This window comes from Collimonas sp. GW821-FHT02H07, from assembly GCF_059421505.1.
This window is the reverse complement of the sequence record NZ_JBWKVC010000003.1, coordinates 64,692-84,240: the sequence shown is the minus strand read 5'-3', so window position 1 is coordinate 84,240 and position 19,549 is coordinate 64,692. Positions and strand designations below refer to the sequence as shown.

Here is a 19,549-nt window from a genome sequence, read left to right as displayed (position 1 = left end):
GGGACGGAGCGGCACTATCCGCGCAGCTCCGTCCCGCAATCATCAAGCTTCGCGCAGCAGTTCGTTGATGCCGGTCTTGGCGCGGGTCTTGGCGTCGACGCGCTTGACGATGACCGCGCAGTACAGGCTGTACTTGCCGTCGGCCGAAGGCAGGCTGCCCGATACCACTACCGAGCCCGACGGGATGCGGCCATAGCTGACTTCGCCGGTGGCGCGGTCATAGATCTTGGTCGACTGGCCGATGTAGACGCCCATCGAGATCACCGAGTTTTCTTCAACGATCACGCCTTCGACGATTTCCGAACGGGCGCCGATGAAGCAGTTGTCTTCGATGATGGTCGGGTTGGCTTGCATCGGTTCCAGCACGCCGCCGATGCCGACGCCGCCGGACAGGTGGACGTTCTTGCCGATCTGCGCGCAGGAGCCGACGGTGGCCCAGGTATCGACCATGCTGCCTTCATCGACATAGGCGCCGATGTTGACGTAGGAAGGCATCAGCACCACGTTCTTGCCGATGAAGCTGCCGTGGCGCGCCACTGCCGGCGGCACCACGCGGAAGCCGCCCTTGGCGAAATCTTCGGCGGTGTAATTGGCGAACTTGGTCGGCACCTTGTCGTAGAACTGCATATTGTCGCCGGCCGGCATCGGCAGGTTGTCTTCCAGGCGGAACGACAGCAGCACAGCCTTCTTGATCCATTGATTGACGACCCAGTTGCCGTCGATTTTCTCGGCCACGCGCAGGCTGCCCTGGTTCAGTTCGGCGATGACCTTGGCGACCGCTTCGCGGACATCGGCGGGGGCGGTCTTCGGGGAAAATTCGGTGCGCTGTTCCCAGGCTTGGTCGATAAATGCTTGCAGAGATTGAGTCATGATAGGTCGCTGATAAAAAAGTTAAAAACATGGATTTGACCATGACGACGGTCAAACTTTATCGTCACGGTGCAATACGTAAGATCAGGCCGTTGCTGCAGGGCGCCCGCCGTCAAGGCCGATGCTGACGAGAGGCTAAAGGCTACGGCAAAATGCGGCAATGCGCTGCGCTGCTTCCAGGCATTCATCGACTTCCGCCACCAGCGCCATGCGTATCCGTTGCCGGCCCGGATTGCTGCCATGGGCGTCGCGCGCCAGATAACTGCCGGGCAATACCGTTACATTATATTCGGCATATAGCCGCTTGGCGAAGTCGGTGTCGGAGATTGCTGCCAATTTGTCTACCTTGGCCCAGAGGTAAAAGCCGGCATCCGGCAGCGCCACGTCCAGTACGGTTTGCAATACAGGCGTGACCTGTTGAAATTTAGCCATGTATTTGGCGCGGTTTTCGACGACGTGGGTTTCGTCGTTCCAGGCGGCGACCGAAGCCGCTTGCACTGGCGGGCTCATGGCGCCGCCGTGATAGGTACGATACAGCAGGAATTTTTTCAGGATGGCGGCATCGCCGGCGACAAAGCCGGAGCGCATGCCAGGCACATTCGAACGCTTGGACAGGCTGGAAAAAGCGATCAGGCGCGGATAACCGGCGCGGCCCAGGATATTGGCGGCTTGCAGGCCGCCCAGCGGCGCTTCCGGCTTGAAATAAATCTCGGAATAGCATTCGTCGGCGGCAATCACGAAGCCGTGGCGGTCCGACAGCGCAAACAATTCCTTCCAATCTTCCAGCGACAGCACGGCGCCGGTCGGATTGCCGGGCGAGCATAGGTAAAGCAGCTTGACGCGCGGCCAGACGTCGTCCGGCACGCTGCGGTAATCCGGGGCGAAATTGCGGCTGGGGTCGGAATTGACGAAATACGGCTGGGCGCCGGACAGATAGGCCGCGCCTTCGTAAATCTGATAAAACGGATTCGGGCACATCACCAGCGCATCCCGTTGCGACGGATCTACCACCGTCTGCGCCAGCGCAAACAGCGCTTCGCGCGAGCCGTTGACCGGCAGGATCTGGGTCGCCGGATCCAGCGCCGGCAAGCCGTAGCGGCGCTCCAGCCAGCCGGCGATCGCGGCTCGCAAGGGTTCGGCGCCTATGGTGCTCGGGTAGCTGGCCAGGCCGCTCAGGTTGTCGGTCAGCGCTTGCTGGATGAATTTCGGGGTCGGGTGCTTGGGTTCGCCTATGCCCAGGCTGATGGGCTGGTACGCGGGGTTGGGCGTGACGCCGGCGAACAGCGCGCGCAGTTTTTCAAACGGGTAGGGTTGCAGCCGGTCTAGTAATGGATTCACGTGGTTGATGACGGACGAATAACAAAGATGGAAAGAGGGAAAACTGCCGTAAACGTGCTGTTTGCATTATATACAGAAGTGACCTGTTTGATTGCCGCCATTGCGGATCCGAGAGGGCGGCAAAGACAGATTCAGCGCTTTTTTTGCTTTTCATTGTCTTCTTGGAATTTTTCGAGTGCTCGTTCCACGCCGAACACACATCCCCTTGTTCTCAGGCCTTGTCGCGCATGAAGGGTTTGCATCCGAAGTAACAATCATATTTCCTGCGGTTCACAGCCATTCAGATCGCATATATGATGGGACGGAATGTTATGATGTCGCCCTCCTGCGGGGTTTTTCCCGTTTTTAGTATGACGGCAGCTTTTTCGCCGACTTTGATAAGAACAGTCGATAACGTGCGTCTAACTTCCATTAAATTATCGGGATTCAAGTCTTTCGTCGATCCCACCAATTTCCAGGTTCCAGGCCAGCTGGTCGGCGTGGTGGGGCCTAATGGCTGCGGCAAGTCCAATATCATCGACGCGGTGCGCTGGGTCTTGGGGGAATCCAAGGCTTCCGAGCTGCGCGGCGAATCGATGCAGGACGTTATTTTCAACGGCTCTTCGCACCGCAAGCCGGCCGGCCGTTCATCGGTCGAGCTGGTGTTCGACAACGGCCTCGGCAAAGCTGCCGGCCAGTGGAGCCAGTACGCTGAAATCGCCGTCAAGCGCACGTTGACGCGCGACGGCACCTCGACTTATTACATCAATAACCAGGCGGTACGGCGCCGCGATATCCAGGATATCTTCCTGGGCACCGGCCTCGGCCCGCGCGCTTACGCGATCATCGGGCAGGGCATGATCTCGCGCATCATCGAGGCGCGTCCGGAAGAATTGCGGATTTTCCTGGAAGAAGCCGCCGGCGTGTCGAAGTACAAGGAACGCCGCCGGGAAACCGAAAACCGCCTGAACGACACCCGTGAGAACCTGGTGCGGGTGGAAGACATCCTGCGCGAGCTGAACGCCAACCTGGAAAAGCTGCAGGCGCAGGCTGCGGTTGCGCAAAAATTCCACGAGCTGCAGGGCGACCAGGAAGAGAAGCAGAAGCTGCTGTGGCTGCTGCGCAAGAATGAAGCCAAGAGCGAACAGGAAAAATTCTTCCGTGATATCGAGAAGGCGCAGACCGAGCTGGAAGAGCAGACCGCCAAGCTGCGCCACGTGGAAACCGAGCTTGAGCACATGCGCCAGGCGCATTATGCCGCCGGCGACCGCATGCACCAGGCGCAAGGCCATCTGTACCAGACCAATTCCGAGATCGGCAGCCTGGAAGCGCAGATCAAGTTCGTGATCGAATCGCGCAACCGCCTGCAGTCGCAGCTCAACTCCTTGACCGCGCAGCGCGATCAATGGCAGCGCCAAGGCACGCAGTTCCAGGACGACCTGGTGGAAGCCGAGATGCATCTGGAAGAGCTGATGGCGCGCGTCGAGCAATCGCAGGTGGCGTCGCAGCAGCATAACGACCAGTTGCCGGCGCTGGAGCAGAGCTGGCGCGAGGCGCAGCTGAAGAGCACCGAATCGCGCGGCAAGATCATGCAGATCCAGCAGCAGATCGAACTGGAATCGACCCATCAGCGCAACGCCTCGAACATCCTGAACGGCCTCGCCAGCCGGCGCGAACGGCTGGCGCAGGAAAAGAATGGCTTGAACCTGCCGGACAATGCGCATCTGACCAATCTGCGCATGCAGCTGGAAGAGAAACAGGCCGGACTGGAAGAAGTCGGCATGCAGCTGGAAGAGCTGCAGGAACAGCAGCCGCGGCTGGAAGAAGAACGGCGCGATGCGCAGCAGCAGGTCAATACCGAAAGCGCCAACAATGCACAGCTGGAAGCGCGCCTGACGGCGCTCAAGCAGCTGCAGGAAAGCGTGCAGACCGAAGGCAAGGTGCAGCCCTGGCTGCAAAAGCATGAGTTGGCCGAATTGCCGCGCCTGTGGCAGAAGCTGCATATCGACGGTGGCTGGGAAACGGCGCTGGAATCGGTGTTGCGCGAGCGCACCTCTGCATTGGAAATGTCCAACCTGGATTGGGCCAAGGCCTTCTTCAACGATGCGCCGCCGGCCAAGCTTGCCTTGTTTTCACCGAACGGCGTGGCCTCTGCCGCACCGGCCGACGCGCCCGCCGGCTTGAAGCCGTTCATCAATCTGCTGCAGTTGAACGATCCGGGCTTGCGCGTGCTGATGCAAGACTGGCTGCACAATTTCTACGCCGCCGACGATACCGTGACGGCCTTTGCCGAGCGCAGCAAGCTGCCGCTGGGCGCCAGCTTTGTGACGCGCCAGGGCCATGTGATCAGCAAGAGCGGCGTGCGCTTCTATGCTTCCGATTCGGAGCAGGACGGCATGCTGGCGCGCCAGCAGGAAATTGAAAACATCACCAAGCAGCTGCGCGCCCAGCAGATGCTGGCTGACGAAGCGCGTTCGCGCTCGGTGCGGGCGGAAGCGGCATTGTCGCAAGCCACCCAGCGCCTGCAGGAAATGCGCCTGCGCCACACCAGCCTGACCCAGGCGGTGCACGGCTTGCAGATCGATGTCATGAAGCTCTCCGAATTGCAGGAGCGCTTCAACCAGCGCAGCTCGCAGATCGCTTCCGACCTGGCGGAAATCGCCGCGCAGGAAAGCGAGCAGCAGCAAGTCAAGATGGAGTCGGAAGCCAAGTTCGAACAGCTCGACATGGAGCTGGCCGAGCTGCAGGAAAAGCATGAAGACGGCCAGACCGACTACCTGGGCAAGGAACAGCAGCTCAACGATGCCCGGCAACGGCTGCGGGAAATGGAGCGGGCGGCGCAAGAAGCGGAGTTCGCGGAAAAATCCCATCGCAACAAGATCGAAGAACTCAAGCGCAGCATCGCCACCGCGCTGGAGCAGGCGGCGCAGTTGTTCGCCAATATGCAGCAAGGCCATCTGGAACTGGAAAGCCTGGATGACCAGGCCGCGCAAGCCGGTCTGCAGGATTTGCTGGACAAGCGCAGCGAGCAGGAAAGGGCATTGGCCGATACGCGTCACGAGCTGGACCAGGTGTCGCAGAATCTGCGCCAGCACGAAGAAACCCGCTTGCAGGCCGAGCGCAGCCTGCAGCCGCAGCGCGAGCGCATCATGGAATTGCAGCTGAAAGAGCAGGCAGCGCGCCTGAACCAGGAACAATACGTGCAGCAGCTGCTCGAAGCGCAGGCGGACGAAGCAGCCCTGAGCGAAAAACTGACCGCCGACATGCGGCCGTCGTATCTGCAAGGCGAAGTCACGCGCCTGACCAATGCGATCGCCGGCCTGGGCGCGGTCAACCTGGCGGCGCTGGACGAGCTGGCGCAGGCCTCCGAGCGCAAGAATTTCCTGGATGCGCAAAACGCCGACCTGACCGAAGCCATCAACACGCTGCAGGATGCGATCCACAAGATCGACAAGGAAACCCGCGATCTGCTGCAGGATACCTTCGACAAGGTCAATCATCATTTCGCCGAGCTGTTCCCGATCCTGTTCGGCGGCGGCCAGGCCAAGCTGATCATGACCGGCGACGAAATCCTCGATTCCGGCGTACAGGTGATGGCGCAGCCGCCGGGCAAGAAAAATGCGACGATTCATTTGCTGTCGGGCGGCGAGAAGGCGCTGACGGCGACCGCGCTGGTGTTCTCGATGTTCCAGCTGAATCCGGCGCCGTTCTGTCTGCTCGATGAGGTCGATGCGCCGCTGGACGACGCCAACACCGAACGTTTCTGCAATATGGTGAAGCGTATGTCCGCCAACACACAGTTCCTGTTCATTTCGCATAATAAGATTGCGATGGAAATGGCGCAGCAGCTGATCGGGGTGACCATGCAGGAGCAGGGCGTATCGCGGATTGTTGCGGTGGATATGGAAGCGGCCAGAAGTTTCGCCAACGATGCGGTTCCCGCTTAATGGCGGCTGCGAAGTCCAATGCGGTGCGGCTTGGCTCGCTTGACAACTTTTTGCAGCGACACTAAGCTGAATTAAGTGTCGCGATGCAATATATTGTAAAAAAATGTCTCAATAATTTTACCTTGAGGGCATATACAGTAATACTAGTAACGTTTTTATAAGAACCGCTGGACTACCAGCATGACGTAATTATTCGCGTGGTCACTGACAACTATTTTTGAAGTGTTTTTTCCTCGGATCTAATCAATGACCAGACCACGATTTCAATCGCAGATTTATATTTCAAGCGCGTATGCCGTTGACATGGCAGTGTTCGCTATTAAGGCATCAGCAGAATGACAGATTTACAGACCAGCCTGTTCATCATTGGAGGCGCGTTTCTTGTTGGCGTCATTTCCTACAATAAATGGCAGGAATACAAGGCCAAGAAGAGTGTCGAGCGGGCCTTTTCCGGGTCGCATGACGATGTCTTGATGACGCCGCCGAGCAAGGACGACGGCGAGGCGCCGGTGCGCCACGAGCCGAAACTGTTCGAGAGCGAACATGACGCCGACGCCAAGATGGCGGCCGTGCCGCATGACGATATCGAGCAAAGCGCGGAGCAGCAGGCGCTGGAGCCGCAGTTCGGCAATCCGGCGGCCGGCGCTCCGGTCGCGGCGCCGGCTGCGCGCCGGGATTTGCCGGTCGATGAACTGATCGATTGCGCCATTCCGCTGGCGCTGGAAGCGCCGGTGCGCGGCGACAAGATACTGCCTGCGCTGCAAAGTCTGCGCCATGTCGGCAACAAGCCTATCCATTTCATCGGCGAGGACGCCAACGGCGACTGGGAGCCGGTGGCGCACGGCGGCGTCTACAGCACGTTGCTGGCGGGCGTGCAGCTGGCCAACCGCACCAATCCCCTGAATGAAATCGAATATTCCGAACTGGTCAGCCGTTTGCGCCAGATCGCCGATGACCTCGGCGCCGAGCCGGACCTGCCGGACATGATGGAAGTGATGCACACCGCGCGCTCCCTGCATCAGTTCGTGATCGAACACGATGCGCAACTGGGCGTGAATATCCAGTCGAACGGCGCGCCCTGGGCCATCAGCACCTTGCAGGCGGCGCTGACGCGGCAAGGCTTCGACGCCCGGCCGGAAGGCCGCATGGTGATGTCGGACGGCGACGGCGGCCTGCTGTTTTCCTTGTCGACCAATGCCAGCGCCGTTGCCGAAACCACCAGCCGCCTGACCCTGTTGCTGGATGTGCCGCGCGTCGCTCCCGACCGCGACGGCTACGGCGCCATGGTGGCCTGCGGCCGTTCGCTGGCGGCGCGCCTTGGCGGCGTGCTGGTCGACGACAGCAACCAGCCCCTGGCCGACGTCCAGCTGGCCGAGATCGCCGGCCAGGTCGATGCCTTCTACCGTGAAATGGATGCCGCGGAAATCCCAGCCGGCTCAGTGCGGGCCTTGCGTTTATTCAGTTAATTATGTCATTACAATCATCACATGCCGGCGGCACGGGGAAGCTTACCGATGCCGCCGAATGGCGCTTGCGCGCCGCCTGGCTCGCTGCCGAGCTGAATCGCCACAATCATTCCTACTACGTACTCGACAATCCCTCGATTCCCGATGCCGAATACGACAAGCTGTTTCGCGAGCTGCAGGCGCTGGAGCAGGAGCATCCCGAACTGAATACGCCCGATTCGCCGACCCAGCGCGTCGGCGCAGCGCCTTTGCCGCAGTTCGAACAGGTAACGCATTCGATTCCCATGCTATCGCTGGGCAACGGCTTTGAAGACAACGATATCGTCGAATTCGACCGCCGCGTCAGGGATGGCCTCGACACTCAGGTCGACAGCGAGATCGAATATGCAGCCGAATTGAAATTCGACGGCCTCGCGATTAATCTGCGCTACGAAGACGGCGTGCTGGTGCAGGCAGCCACGCGCGGCGACGGCACTACCGGTGAAAACGTCACCAGCAACATCCGCACCGTGCGCGCGATTCCCTTGCGCCTGCACACCGATAACCCGCCGAAGGTGCTGGACGTGCGCGGCGAGGTGCTGATGTTCAAGGAAGACTTCGCCAAGCTCAACGCCCGCCAGCGCGAAGCGGAAATGAAAGAGTTCGCCAATCCGCGCAATGCCGCGGCAGGCAGCTTGCGCCAGCTCGATTCGCGCATCACCGCGCAACGCACCTTGCGCTTCTTTGCTTACGGCATCGGGACGCTGGAGGGCGCGGCCATGCCGGCTTCGCACTCGGCATTGCTGGACTGGTACAGCGAACTGGGCCTGCCGGTATGCAAGGAGCGCAGCGTGGTCAAGGGCGCCGCCGGCCTGCTGGAATTTTTCCGCGGCATCGGCAGCAAGCGCCCGCAGCTGCCTTATGAAATCGATGGCGTGGTGTACAAGGTCAACCGCCTGCTGCAGCAGCAGACCCTGGGTTTCGTCTCGCGCGCGCCGCGTTTCGCGCTGGCGCATAAATTTCCGGCGGAAGAGGCTACCACCCAGGTGCTCGGCATCGAAGTGCAGATCGGCCGCACCGGCGCCGTGACGCCGGTGGCGCGGCTGGCGCCGGTGTTTGTCGGCGGCGTCACGGTCACCAACGCTACCTTGCATAATGAAGACGAAGTGCGGCGCAAGGATATCCAGATCGGCGATACCGTGATCGTGCGCCGCGCCGGCGACGTGATTCCGGAAGTGGTGGCCTTCGTGGCAGACTTGCGGCCGGCCGATGCGCAAGCGTTCGTCATGCCGACCGCATGCCCGGTCTGCGGCTCGGCGATCGTCAAGCTGGAAGACGAAGCGATCGCCCGCTGTTCCGGCGGCTGGGTCAAGTGCGCCGCGCAGCGCAAGGGCGGCCTGCAGCATTTTGCCTCGCGCCGGGCGATGGATATCGAAGGCCTGGGCGACCAGCTGATCGAACAGATGGTCGACCGCAATATCATCACCACCGCGGCCGACCTGTACAAGCTGGGTTTGCTGAAGCTGGCGGAGCTGGACCGCATGGCCGACAAATCGGCGCAGAATGTCATATCCGCATTGGAGAAATCTAAATCGACCACCCTGGGCCGTTTCATTTATGCACTAGGCATCCGCCATGTCGGCGAGGCCACGGCGAAAGAGCTGGCGGCGCATTTCGGCGGCATCGACGGCGTCATGCAGGCTTCTGAAGAGCAATTGCTGGAAGTGGCCGATATCGGTCCCGTGGTGGCCCGTTCGTTGCTGGCTTTCTTTGCCGATCCGCTGAACCGCGAGCTGGTGGAGCAGTTGCGCGCGGCCGGAATTCACTGGCCGGAGAACTTGCCGGCGGAAAGCGCGTCCAAGTTCTTGTCAGGCAAAACCTTCGTGCTGACCGGCAGCCTGCCCACGCTCACGCGCGATGCCGCGGCGGCCATGATTGAAGCGGCCGGCGGCAAGGTGACCGGTTCGGTTTCCAAGAAGACCAGTTATGTGGTCGTAGGAGCCGAGGCCGGCAGCAAATTGACTAAAGCGGAAGAATTGAACATCCCGATTCTGGATGAAGCTGCGTTCCGCACTCTTATAGAAAGCGAACAAGGGAACCAACATGAGTAAGATCACAAAAGCTGTATTTCCTGTCGCCGGCCTGGGCAGCCGCTTTTTGCCGGCCACCAAGGCCCAGCCTAAAGAAATGCTGCCTATCGTCGACAAGCCGCTGATCCAGTATGCGGTGGAAGAGGCGGTCGCCGCCGGCATCACCGACATGGTGTTCATCACCGGCCGCAACAAGCGCGCGATCGAGGATCATTTCGACAAGGCCTACGAACTGGAGACCGAGCTGGAAGCGGCCGGCAAGGACCGCCTGCTGGATCTGGTGCAGAACGTCATCCCAAAACACATCAACTGTATCTTTATCCGCCAGTCGGAAATGCTTGGCCTGGGGCATGCGGTGCTGTGCGCGCGTCCGGTGGTCGGCAATGAACCGTTTGCCGTCTTGCTGGCGGACGATTTCATGGATGTGGCGGCCGGCCAAAAGCCTGTGCTGGCGCAGATGACGGATATTTTCGCTGAAGAGAATGCCAGCATGCTGGCGGTGCAGGACGTGCCGCGCGCCGACACCAAGCAGTACGGCATCGTCAGCATCGATGCCTACAAGACCCATCTGGAAAAGGTCAACAGCATCGTCGAGAAGCCGCAGCCGGACCAGGCGCCTTCGACCCTGGCGGTAGTGGGACGCTATATCCTGAGCAACAAGATTTTCGATCACCTGGAAGGCCTGGGCAAAGGCGCCGGCGGCGAAATCCAGCTGACCGACGGCATCGCCGCGTTGATGAAAACCGAACGGGTGCTGGCTTACCGCTACGCCGGCCAGCGTTATGATTGCGGTTCCAAGCTGGGCTACCTGAAGGCGACCCTGGCGATGGGCCTGAAGCACCATGAAACCGGCGCCGAGTTTGCCGAGTATCTCAAGCAGTTCAAATAATCATCCTATCGAAGAGCAGATCATGACCGTTCGCGAAATCCTGAAGATGGGCGATCCGCGCCTGCTGCGGCAGGCCGAGCCGGTGACGGCTTTCGGCACGCCGGAGCTGGAGAGCCTGGTCGCCGACATGTTCGAAACCATGCATGCGGTGAATGGCGCCGGCCTAGCGGCGCCGCAGATCGGCGTGAACCTGCAGCTGGTGATCTTCGGCTTCAGGAACAACGTCCGCTATCCGGATGCGCCGGCGGTGCCGGAGACGGTCCTGATCAATCCGTTCTTGCGCCCCTTGTCGGAGGAAGTCGAAGACGGCTGGGAAGGCTGCCTGTCGGTGCCCGGCATGCGTGGCGTGGTGCCGCGCTGGACCCAGTTGCATTATGAAGGTTTCGATCAGTCTGGCGCCCACATCAGCCGCGATGTCGACGGCTTCCACGCGCGCGTGGTGCAGCACGAGTGCGATCATCTGAACGGCATCCTGTATCCGATGCGCATCAAGGACTTTACGCAGTTCGGCTTTACCGAAGTATTGTTCCCTGAACTGGATCCCAATCACGACGATTGAGCGGCGTAGGGTGGGCACGCCTTTGTGCCCACGCGTGAACTCCGGTCATCGCAGGTCCGCGTGGGCACAAAAGCGTGCCCACCCTACCATGACATATCGCTGCATAAATTCACCGGGCTATTGAAAATAAATATTCGATAGCAGATGGAATTTCAATTAAGCCAAGACCAATGCAGTTGCCGGTCTCGCTGTAGCAGTACCCATCACTGCCTTGCAGGCGGCGCTGCTTGCGCCGCGTGCGCCTCCCCTATAGCCGCTGACTTCTATTCGAAAAGCCTATGCACCATGCAGTAGAAACCTTCATCCAGGATCTTGCGGTCATCATGCTGATCGCCGGCGTCGTCACGGTGCTGTTCAACCGTTTCAAGCAACCGGTGGTGCTTGGCTACATCGTTGCCGGCGTCATCATCGGCCCGCATACGCCGCCGTTTTCCCTGATCACCGATGAGCGCACGATCCAGATCCTGGCGGAGCTGGGGGTGATCTTCCTGCTGTTTTCGCTGGGGCTGGAATTCAGCCTGAAGAAACTGGCCAAGGTCGGCGCCACCGCGTTTGTCGCGGCGCTGGCGGAGATCACGCTGATGCTGTGGATAGGCTATGAAATCGGCATCTATTTCGGCTGGAAGAAGATGGATGCGGTGTTCCTCGGCGCCATGCTGTCGGTTTCCTCCACCACCATCATCGTCAAGGCGCTCGACGAACTGGGCATGAAGCGGGAAAAATTCGCGCAGCTGATTTTCGGCATCCTGATCGTCGAAGATGTGCTGGCGATCGGCATGATCGCCTTGCTCTCGGGCGTGGCCACCAGCGGTTCGGTGGATGCCGGCGACGCCGTGACGACGATAGGCAAGCTGCTCCTGTTCATGATCGTGGCGCTGGTGTCAGGCATCCTGATCGTGCCGCGCCTGCTCGACTACGTGGCCAAGTTCAAGAGCAAGGAAATGCTGCTAGTGACCGTGCTGGGACTGTGTTTCGGCTTCTGCCTGCTGGTCATGAAAATGGAATACAGCGTGGCGCTGGGCGCTTTCATCATCGGCGCGGTAATGAGCGAATCGCGTCATCTGCACCAGATCGAACGGCTGATCGAGCCGGTGCGCGATATGTTCAGCGCGATCTTTTTCGTCGCCATCGGCTTGCTGTTCAATCCCTCCATCCTGGCGCAGTACTGGCTGCCGATTGGCGTCATCACGATCGCGGTGGTGCTGGGTAAAGTGGTCAGCTGCGGGCTGGCGACTTTCCTGTCCGGCCAGGATGGCCGCACCTCGATGCGGGTCGGCATGGGCTTGTCGCAGATCGGCGAGTTTTCCTTCATCATCGCCGCGCTCGGCGTCAGCCTGAAAGTCACCAGCGACTTCCTGTATCCGACCGTGGTGGCGGTGTCGGCGGTGACTACCTTGCTGACCCCGTACCTGATCAAGCTGGCCGATCCGCTTTCAGGCCGCCTGGCGAAAGCCATGCCGAACAAGCTGTCGGCAGTGTTCGGCATGTACTCGACCTGGCTCGCCAGCCTGCAGCCGCAGGGCGACCTGGCTGAGCTGTCGCGCATCATCCGCCGCATCTTGCTGCAGGTGGTGGTGAACCTGGCGCTGGTCGCGGCGATCTTCATCATCGGCGGCTATTTTGCCGGTGTCCTGGGTGAGCACCTGGCGGCGTGGGTTGCGGATCCTCAGGTACGGGACGCGATCGTGTGGGGCGGGGCGCTGCTGCTGTCGCTGCCTTTCCTGATTGCGACCTACCGCAAGCTGCACGCGCTGAGCATGCTGCTGGCGGAAATCAGCGTCAAGCCGGAATGGGCCGGTTCCTATAATCATGCGGTGCGACGCGTGATCGCGGAAGTCATCCCGGTGGTCTCCATCGTCGGCATCATGCTGATGATCGCCGCGCTCAGCAGCCGCATCCTGCCGCCGACCAATCTGCTGATCCTGGTGCTGGTCGGCGCGGCGGTCCTGGTGCTGTGGCAGCGCTTTGTCAAACTGCATTCCAGGCTGCAGATCGCCTTGCGCGAAACGTTGGAGCAACAGCCTGACGAGAAGCACTGAACGCCGGTGTGGGCGATTGATTTGAGTTTAGTGGCTGTCGATTGGTTAAAATAACGTTTTTATCTCTTTCAAGACAATGCCATGACTGCCATGACCCAGGATCAACTCAAGCAAGCTGTTGCCCGCGAAGCAATTAAATACGTGGTGGACGGCCAGATTGTCGGCGTCGGCACCGGCTCTACCGCCAATTTCTTCATCGACGAACTGGCCAAGATCAAGCACCGCATCAAGGGCGCCGTGGCTTCCTCGGAAGCGACCGCGGCGCGCCTGCGCGGCCATGACATCGAAGTGTACGACCTCAACCAGGTCGCCACCATGCCGGTGTATGTCGACGGCGCCGATGAAATCACTGCCGAGGGCGCCATGATCAAAGGCGGCGGCGCAGCGCTGACACGGGAAAAGATCGTTGCTTCGGTGGCGGAGAAATTCATCTGCATCGCCGACGGCTCCAAGCTGGTCAAGACGCTCGGCAAGTTTCCGCTGCCGATCGAAGTGATCCCGATGGCGCAGGCCGTGGTGGCGCGCAAGCTGGTCAAGCTGGGCGGCGAGCCGCGCCTGCGTTTCAAGGATGGCATTCCGCTGATTACCGACAATGGCAATGTGATCATCGACATGTTCGATCTGAAGATCACCGACCCGGTCGAACTGGAACGGCAAATCAACCAGATCACCGGCGTCGTGACAGTCGGCCTGTTTGCCCAGCAGGGCGCCGATGTCTGCCTGCTTGGCACGCCGGATGGCGTCAAGACCTTGACCTTCTAAGTTTTCTCTCCTGCCGCAGGAAGAGGCGAGGGAAACGCGGTTTCCCTCGGGCTTGCTGCTCACTACTTACCACACACTTACCACTGCCTTACATCAGAACTTGTCGGAATCGATGCTGAAGCGGCTATCGTTCTCGGCGCCGACCTTGCTGGCGTGGGCCAGGCTGGTATCGACCACGCCGTAGATGGCGACATTGCTTTGAGCGTGTGCATTAGCGCCGATCAGGGCGAAGGTGGCTAGTGCGAAATTAGATGACGTTGCATGTTTATGTTATTTTTTGACAGTGGTTTATGACATTGATGACTGAACGTATGATTTATTCGAGCAGGCGTATAGTGAGAGTTCGCTGTTGTCATTGATTGTGCCTGCCTGGTGCGTGGCGGTTGCCTGCAGAGCCTTGCTCAGGCGTCCCCGGTTTGTCGTTCCATATATCAAAAAGGAAATGTCATGCTGAAAGCTTCAGGATATGCCGCGCATAATGCGCACACGCCTTTGACGCCATTCGCCTTTGAGCGGCGGGAGCCGGGCCCACAGGATGTGCAGATCGAGATCCTGTTTTGCGGCGTCTGCCACTCGGATCTGCATACCGCCCGCAACGAATGGCACAACACCGTCTTTCCGGCGGTGCCGGGGCATGAAATTGTCGGCCGGGTGGTCGCGGTCGGCGCTCAGGTGGAACATTTCAAGGCCGGCGACCTGGCCGGCGTCGGCTGCATGGTGGATTCCTGCCAGCATTGTCCGAGCTGTGCCGAAGGGCTGGAACAATATTGCGAGAACGGCTTCACCGGCACCTACAACGCCGATGACAAGCATAGCGGCGGTATCACTTACGGCGGCTATGCCAGCAATATCGTGGTCGACCAGAAATTCGTCCTGCATGTCTCGGACAAACTCGATCTGGCGGCGGTGGCGCCGCTGCTGTGCGCCGGCATCACCACCTATTCGCCGCTGCGCCGCTGGAAAGTCGGCAAGGGCCACAAGGTCGGCATCGTCGGCCTGGGCGGGCTCGGCCACATGGGCGTCAAGATCGCCCATGCGATGGGAGCGCATGTGGTGCTGTTCACTACTTCGCCAGGCAAGACCGAAGATGCCTTGCGGCTCGGCGCCGATGAAGTGGTGGTCTCCAAGGACGCCGCGCAGATGGCGCAGCACGCCAACAGCTTCGATTTCATCTTGAATACCGTGGCGGCGCCACATAACCTGGACACCTTCCTCAATCTGCTGAAACGCGACGGCGCCATGACGCTGGTGGGGGCGCCGGCTGAGCCGCATCCGTCGCCCAACGTGTTCAACCTGATCATGAAGCGCCGCACCCTGGCCGGCTCGCTGATCGGCGGCATCAGGGAAACCCAGGAAATGCTGGATTTCTGCGCCGAACACGGGATAGTCTCGGATATCGAAATCATCGGCATCCAGGACATCAATCAAGCTTACGAAAGAATGCTGAAGAGCGACGTCAAGTATCGCTTTGTGATCGACATGGCGTCCTTGCCCGCGGCTGCCTGATGGACTGAGCGGCCCTGCAAGGTATTTCCTTGCAGGGCCGCCCGGGTTCTATTGCTGGATGTGAAGCTGCAGATCAGGCAAACAAACGCAGCACCACATTGTTGATCATTGCACCGCCGGCGATCAGCCAGCCGAACAGGCAGGCGGCGAACAGCAGGGGTTTGATGCCGGCCGTGCGTATCGAAGAAAAATGGGTGGAGATGCCCAGCGCCGCCATCGCCATCGCCAGCAGCACGTTGTCGGCGTCGTTGACATGCGCCACCAGCGTGGTCGGCAGCGCGGCCAGCGAATTGATTGCCACCACCGCGACAAAACCGAAGGCGAACCAGGGAATCGCCAGGCGGCCGGCGCCGGAGGATTTGCTGCCGCCAGTCTTGCCTGCGGCCGCCGATTTCTTCGCCGCGTTCTTTGCCACATAAGCCGACAGCAGCATCAGGAACGGCGCCAGCATCATCACCCGCACCATCTTGGCGATCACCGCGGTATTGGCGGCATCAGGACTGACGGCGCGGGCAGCAGCCACCACCTGGGCCACTTCATGCACGGTCGAGCCGGTGAATATTCCATAAGCCAGCGGCGAAGCCGCCAGGAACTGCCAGTGCAGGTTCAGCTGGTACAGCAGCGGATAGAGGAAGATCGCCAGCGAACCGAACACCACCACCGTGGCCACCGCCACCGTGACTTGCGCCGGGTGGGCGCGCAGCACCGGTTCGGTCGCCATCACCGCCGCCGCGCCGCAGATCGAGCTGCCGGCGCCGATCAGCATGGTGGTATTGCGATCCAGCTTGAAGACGCGGGTGCCGAGCAGCAGCGCCATGCCGAAGGTCGAGCACAGCACCAGCGCATCGATCAGCACGCCGCTCAGGCCGACATGGCCGATATCCTGGAAGGTCAGGCGGAAGCCGTACAGGATGATGCCCAGGCGCAGCAGGTTTTGCTTGGAAAAATTCACGCCTGGTCCGCAGGCCGGGGCGATGCGCCGGTAGCCCAGGTTGCCGACCAGCATGCCGATCACGATCGCCAGCGTCAGGGCGCTGAAGCCGTGCGCCTGCAGCCAGTCTATCCTGGCGGCGGCGATGGCAGCCGCGGCGATCAGGCCGCTTAACGCGAGGCCGGCCAACAGAGGCGGCCGGGTCTTGGGTGGTGTGACAGCGCTTGCCAGCGTCGAGGTATTCATGATGGCTCCAATCTTGATGCGGCGCTCGAATGCGTCGGTATGGAAACCACTATAACCAAGCATGCTTTAAAAGAAAAACTGATTAATTTTGTATAATTGACCTGTTTTATAGGTAGGTTGCGATTTCCTTTCGCAATTCCTCTGTTCTTGCCACTATCAAGGGCACCCAAGATGCGTCTCACCCTCCGCCAATTGCAGATATTCCTGGCCGTGGCCCAGTCCGGCAGCACCACGGCGGCGGCCGATCAGGTGGCCTTGTCGCAATCGGCGACCAGCGCCGCTCTGAACGAACTGGAAAACCTGCTCGACTGCCGCCTGTTCGACCGCGTCGGCAAGCGCCTGATCCTGAACGACAACGGCCGCCTGCTGCTGCCGCAGGCGGCGCAGGTGGTGGATGGCGCCAAGACCATAGAGCAGCAGTTCCTGATGCCGGGCATGGCGCAGGGCGGCGGTTTGCAGATCGGCTCCAGCACCACCATCGGCAGCTACCTGCTGCCGTCGCTGATCGCCTCTTACCGCGAGCAGCACAGCCAGCTGCAAGTGCGGGTGACGATTGCCAATACCGCCGACATCGTCGCCGCCGTGCTCAATTTCGAGGTTGACGTCGGCCTCATCGAAGGCCCCAGCCGCGCCGCCGACCTGCAGGTGGAACCGTGGATGGTCGATGAATTGCTGATCGTGGCGTCGCCGCAGCACCCTTTGGCTGCCGGCGGCAAGAAGATCGGCGTGGCGCAGCTGCGCGCGGCCGAATGGCTATTGCGCGAACCGGGCTCCGGCACGCGCGAAGCGGTCGAGCAAGCCTTGCTGCCGCATCTGCACTATTTGCAGCAAAGCTATGAGTTCGGCAATTCCGAAGCGATCAAGCATGCCACCGCGGCCGCTCTTGGCATCAGCTGCCTGTCGCATGCGGTGGTGGCGGATTTCCTGCAGAGCGGACGGCTGGTGGCGCTGAACACCTCGCTGCCGCGCCTGCACCGGCACTTCTACCTGATCCACAGCAAGCACAAGATACTGTCGCTGCGGCTGATGCAGTTCCTGGCTTTTTGCCGCGGCTGGTCCTGAGCGGCGCGGGTTTTGTCAATGCCGTTTGCTGCAAGAAATGGCTTATTTAAAAAGCATTATTTCAAATGTGTATTTTGTTATCATAAAAACACATTTACGGAGGCGGCCATGACCAAATTCTACAAACTGCTGTGCCGATATGCATTTCCCTTGTTGCTTTGCGTGGCGCTGGCAAGCTGCGGCGGTTCCGGATTCGTCACCGGCGACACAATACGCTTCTCAGCCGATTTCGAGTCTGGCAGCCTGCCGCTCGCCAGGCAGCTCGATCAGCACGGGCTGGCATGGGAACTGGCGTTGCGCAACGACAACGACAATGCTGAATTACCGAAAAGCTTCCGCACCTGGTGGTACCTGCGGGCAGACGATGTGCCGACCCGGCAAAGCGTGCATCTTGAATTTACGCGGCTGGGCTTTCCCTATTATTTTGTGCCGGTGTACTCCTATGATCAAAAAGACTGGCGCTATTTTGATGAAAAGGAGGCGACGCTGACGCCTGGTTGCGACGTTGCCGTTCCCGACAGCTGCCGCCTGGTCGTGAACAAGCAATTCTCCCAGCCTACCGTATGGATAGCCAGGACCTTTCCCTACACGACCCAGGATCTGTCGTCTTTTTTGAGTTCTGTTTCAGGCAGCCGCTACCTGCAGGCCGATACGCTGGGAGCTTCTCCGCATTTCCAGAAGCCTTTGCAATTGCTGACGCTGGCTGACGCCGCGGTGCATGCGCCTAAGCAGACGGTCTGGATACACGCCAGGACCCATGCCGCCGAAACCGGCCCCTCATTCGTGCTGGAAGGACTGATCCGCGCCGTGCTGGCGGAAGATGCGGCGGGCAGGGCGCTGCGCCAGCGCTATGTCTTCAAGATCGTCCCCATGCATAACGTCGATGGCGTCATCTTGGGCAACTATCGCACCAATGCCGCCAGCATCAATCTGGAAAACCAATGGCTGCCTGCTGCCGGCAATCTCTATCTGAGCGCCGCGGCGCCGCTGGAGAACCGGCTGCTCAACCAAGGCGGCATGGTGCCGGTCCTGCTGGACCAGGAAGCGCCGGTGGCGCTGGCGCTGAACCTGCATTCCTCCAATTCCGAGCCGGATACCGCCGCCTTCTTCTTCCCGCACTTCGGCAGCGATCCTGCGATCTACACCGCGGCGCAGCGCAATCTCTGGCAAAAGCAGATCGCCTTCATCAAGTCGCTGGCCGGCCACTACGGCGGCCTGATCGAACAGCCGCCGGCCGACGGCGGGGCAGGATTCCTGGGTTCGCCTTTTTCCGAGACGTGGTGGTGGGCAAACAAGCAAGACGCAGTCAACGCCATCACCTTGGAAACCACCTATGGACGCGCTGGTTTCGACCACTGGATAAGCAGAGACGACTTGCGTCATCTAGGAAGCGCGCTGGCCAGGGCGATCGGCGACATGGATATGCGGGCGCGTAGCGCCGGCGCCGTCGATGCCGACGACATGTCGATGTTCCGCCTGCCGTTCAAGCCCCAGATCTATGGCGAACAGGAATAAGCCTTCAACTGTTCCGAGGTGAACCGTGCCAGGCGCGGTTCACTATCCCTTCCTTTTTATTTTTCCTGGCGCCGGCTGGATATTCCCATCGGCAAGGAAAGGCGTTTCGCCTTGAAACGCATGCTGGCCGCTATTTGCAAAAAATCCTCCCCTTAATGATATCCAGATCGATATCAGTTCCACTAAAAAAGTGATTAGTAAGACCAGCCAAGTGTTTTTACACTGGCTTCGGTATTTGTTCTCTTGGAAACGGCCTTGCAAGGGCGTCGAGAGACAGTTTATTTTCTTTGTAGTAATATCGAAATAGATATCAAAATAATGAAAAATTTCATTTGTTTGATATCAGTGATGTTCGTAAGATAGCGAGGAAA

At 60.0% G+C, this 19,549-nt stretch carries 13 protein-coding genes; 10 read left to right on the top strand and 3 right to left on the bottom strand.

What is annotated here, in order from left to right; genetic code table 11:
• Window positions 1-42 precede the first annotated feature (42 nt).
• Both dapD and dapC read right to left on the bottom strand, forming a co-directional pair.
• A complete protein-coding gene (gene dapD, locus AC07V8_RS06495) occupies window positions 43-870 on the bottom strand; it encodes a 2,3,4,5-tetrahydropyridine-2,6-dicarboxylate N-succinyltransferase (protein WP_494679511.1) in 828 nt (275 codons plus the stop codon).
• Between the two features lie 135 nt (window positions 871-1,005).
• The gene (gene dapC, locus AC07V8_RS06490) at window positions 1,006-2,208 is read right to left on the bottom strand and encodes a succinyldiaminopimelate transaminase (RefSeq protein ID WP_494679510.1); all 1,203 of its coding nucleotides are present in this window, start codon (window positions 2,206-2,208) and stop codon (window positions 1,006-1,008) included.
• 395 nt (window positions 2,209-2,603) lie between these two features.
• Here dapC and smc point away from each other — a divergent pair, with 395 nt between their 5' ends.
• The 8 genes from smc (at window position 2,604) to AC07V8_RS06450 (ending at window position 15,424) form a co-directional block, all read left to right on the top strand.
• Window positions 2,604-6,134, top strand: coding sequence for a chromosome segregation protein SMC (gene smc, locus AC07V8_RS06485; RefSeq protein WP_494679509.1), 3,531 nt, complete (start codon window positions 2,604-2,606; stop codon window positions 6,132-6,134).
• A gap of 335 nt (window positions 6,135-6,469) precedes the next feature.
• Window positions 6,470-7,600 carry a cell division protein ZipA C-terminal FtsZ-binding domain-containing protein gene (locus AC07V8_RS06480; RefSeq protein WP_494679508.1) on the top strand — a complete coding sequence of 377 codons (1,131 nt, stop codon included), beginning with the start codon at window positions 6,470-6,472 and terminating at the stop codon, window positions 7,598-7,600.
• A gap of 2 nt (window positions 7,601-7,602) precedes the next feature.
• Window positions 7,603-9,690, top strand: coding sequence for an NAD-dependent DNA ligase LigA (gene ligA, locus AC07V8_RS06475; RefSeq protein ID WP_494679507.1), 2,088 nt, complete (start codon window positions 7,603-7,605; stop codon window positions 9,688-9,690).
• Window positions 9,683-10,558 (top strand): UTP--glucose-1-phosphate uridylyltransferase GalU, encoded by an 876-nt coding sequence (gene galU, locus AC07V8_RS06470; RefSeq protein WP_494679506.1) that lies wholly within the window; start codon window positions 9,683-9,685, stop codon window positions 10,556-10,558. Before ligA ends, galU begins: the two co-directional genes overlap by 8 nt.
• Before the next feature lie 22 nt (window positions 10,559-10,580).
• Complete coding sequence (gene def / locus AC07V8_RS06465; RefSeq protein ID WP_494679505.1) at window positions 10,581-11,117, top strand: peptide deformylase; 537 nt, start codon at window positions 10,581-10,583, stop codon at window positions 11,115-11,117.
• A gap of 278 nt (window positions 11,118-11,395) precedes the next feature.
• The gene (locus tag AC07V8_RS06460) at window positions 11,396-13,156 is read left to right on the top strand and encodes a cation:proton antiporter (protein ID WP_494679504.1); all 1,761 of its coding nucleotides are present in this window, start codon (window positions 11,396-11,398) and stop codon (window positions 13,154-13,156) included.
• Between the two features lie 90 nt (window positions 13,157-13,246).
• A complete protein-coding gene (gene rpiA / locus AC07V8_RS06455) occupies window positions 13,247-13,918 on the top strand; it encodes a ribose-5-phosphate isomerase RpiA (RefSeq protein ID WP_494679576.1) in 672 nt (223 codons plus the stop codon).
• A gap of 447 nt (window positions 13,919-14,365) precedes the next feature.
• Window positions 14,366-15,424, top strand: a complete 1,059-nt coding sequence (locus tag AC07V8_RS06450) for an NAD(P)-dependent alcohol dehydrogenase (protein WP_494679503.1) — start codon at window positions 14,366-14,368, stop codon at window positions 15,422-15,424.
• A 73-nt stretch (window positions 15,425-15,497) separates the two neighbouring features.
• Here AC07V8_RS06450 and AC07V8_RS06445 read toward each other — a convergent pair whose 3' ends face one another.
• On the bottom strand, window positions 15,498-16,601 hold the full coding sequence (locus tag AC07V8_RS06445; RefSeq protein WP_494679502.1) for a YeiH family protein: 1,104 nt from the start codon (window positions 16,599-16,601) through the stop codon (window positions 15,498-15,500).
• A 171-nt stretch (window positions 16,602-16,772) separates the two neighbouring features.
• Between AC07V8_RS06445 and AC07V8_RS06440 the strand changes: the two genes are divergently transcribed.
• Both AC07V8_RS06440 and AC07V8_RS06435 read left to right on the top strand, forming a co-directional pair.
• Window positions 16,773-17,663: a LysR family transcriptional regulator gene (locus AC07V8_RS06440; protein WP_494679501.1), complete on the top strand. Its 891-nt coding sequence runs from the start codon at window positions 16,773-16,775 to the stop codon at window positions 17,661-17,663.
• A 108-nt stretch (window positions 17,664-17,771) separates the two neighbouring features.
• Window positions 17,772-19,178: a M14-type cytosolic carboxypeptidase gene (locus tag AC07V8_RS06435; RefSeq protein WP_494679500.1), complete on the top strand. Its 1,407-nt coding sequence runs from the start codon at window positions 17,772-17,774 to the stop codon at window positions 19,176-19,178.
• The last annotated feature ends 371 nt before the right edge of the window (window positions 19,179-19,549 follow it).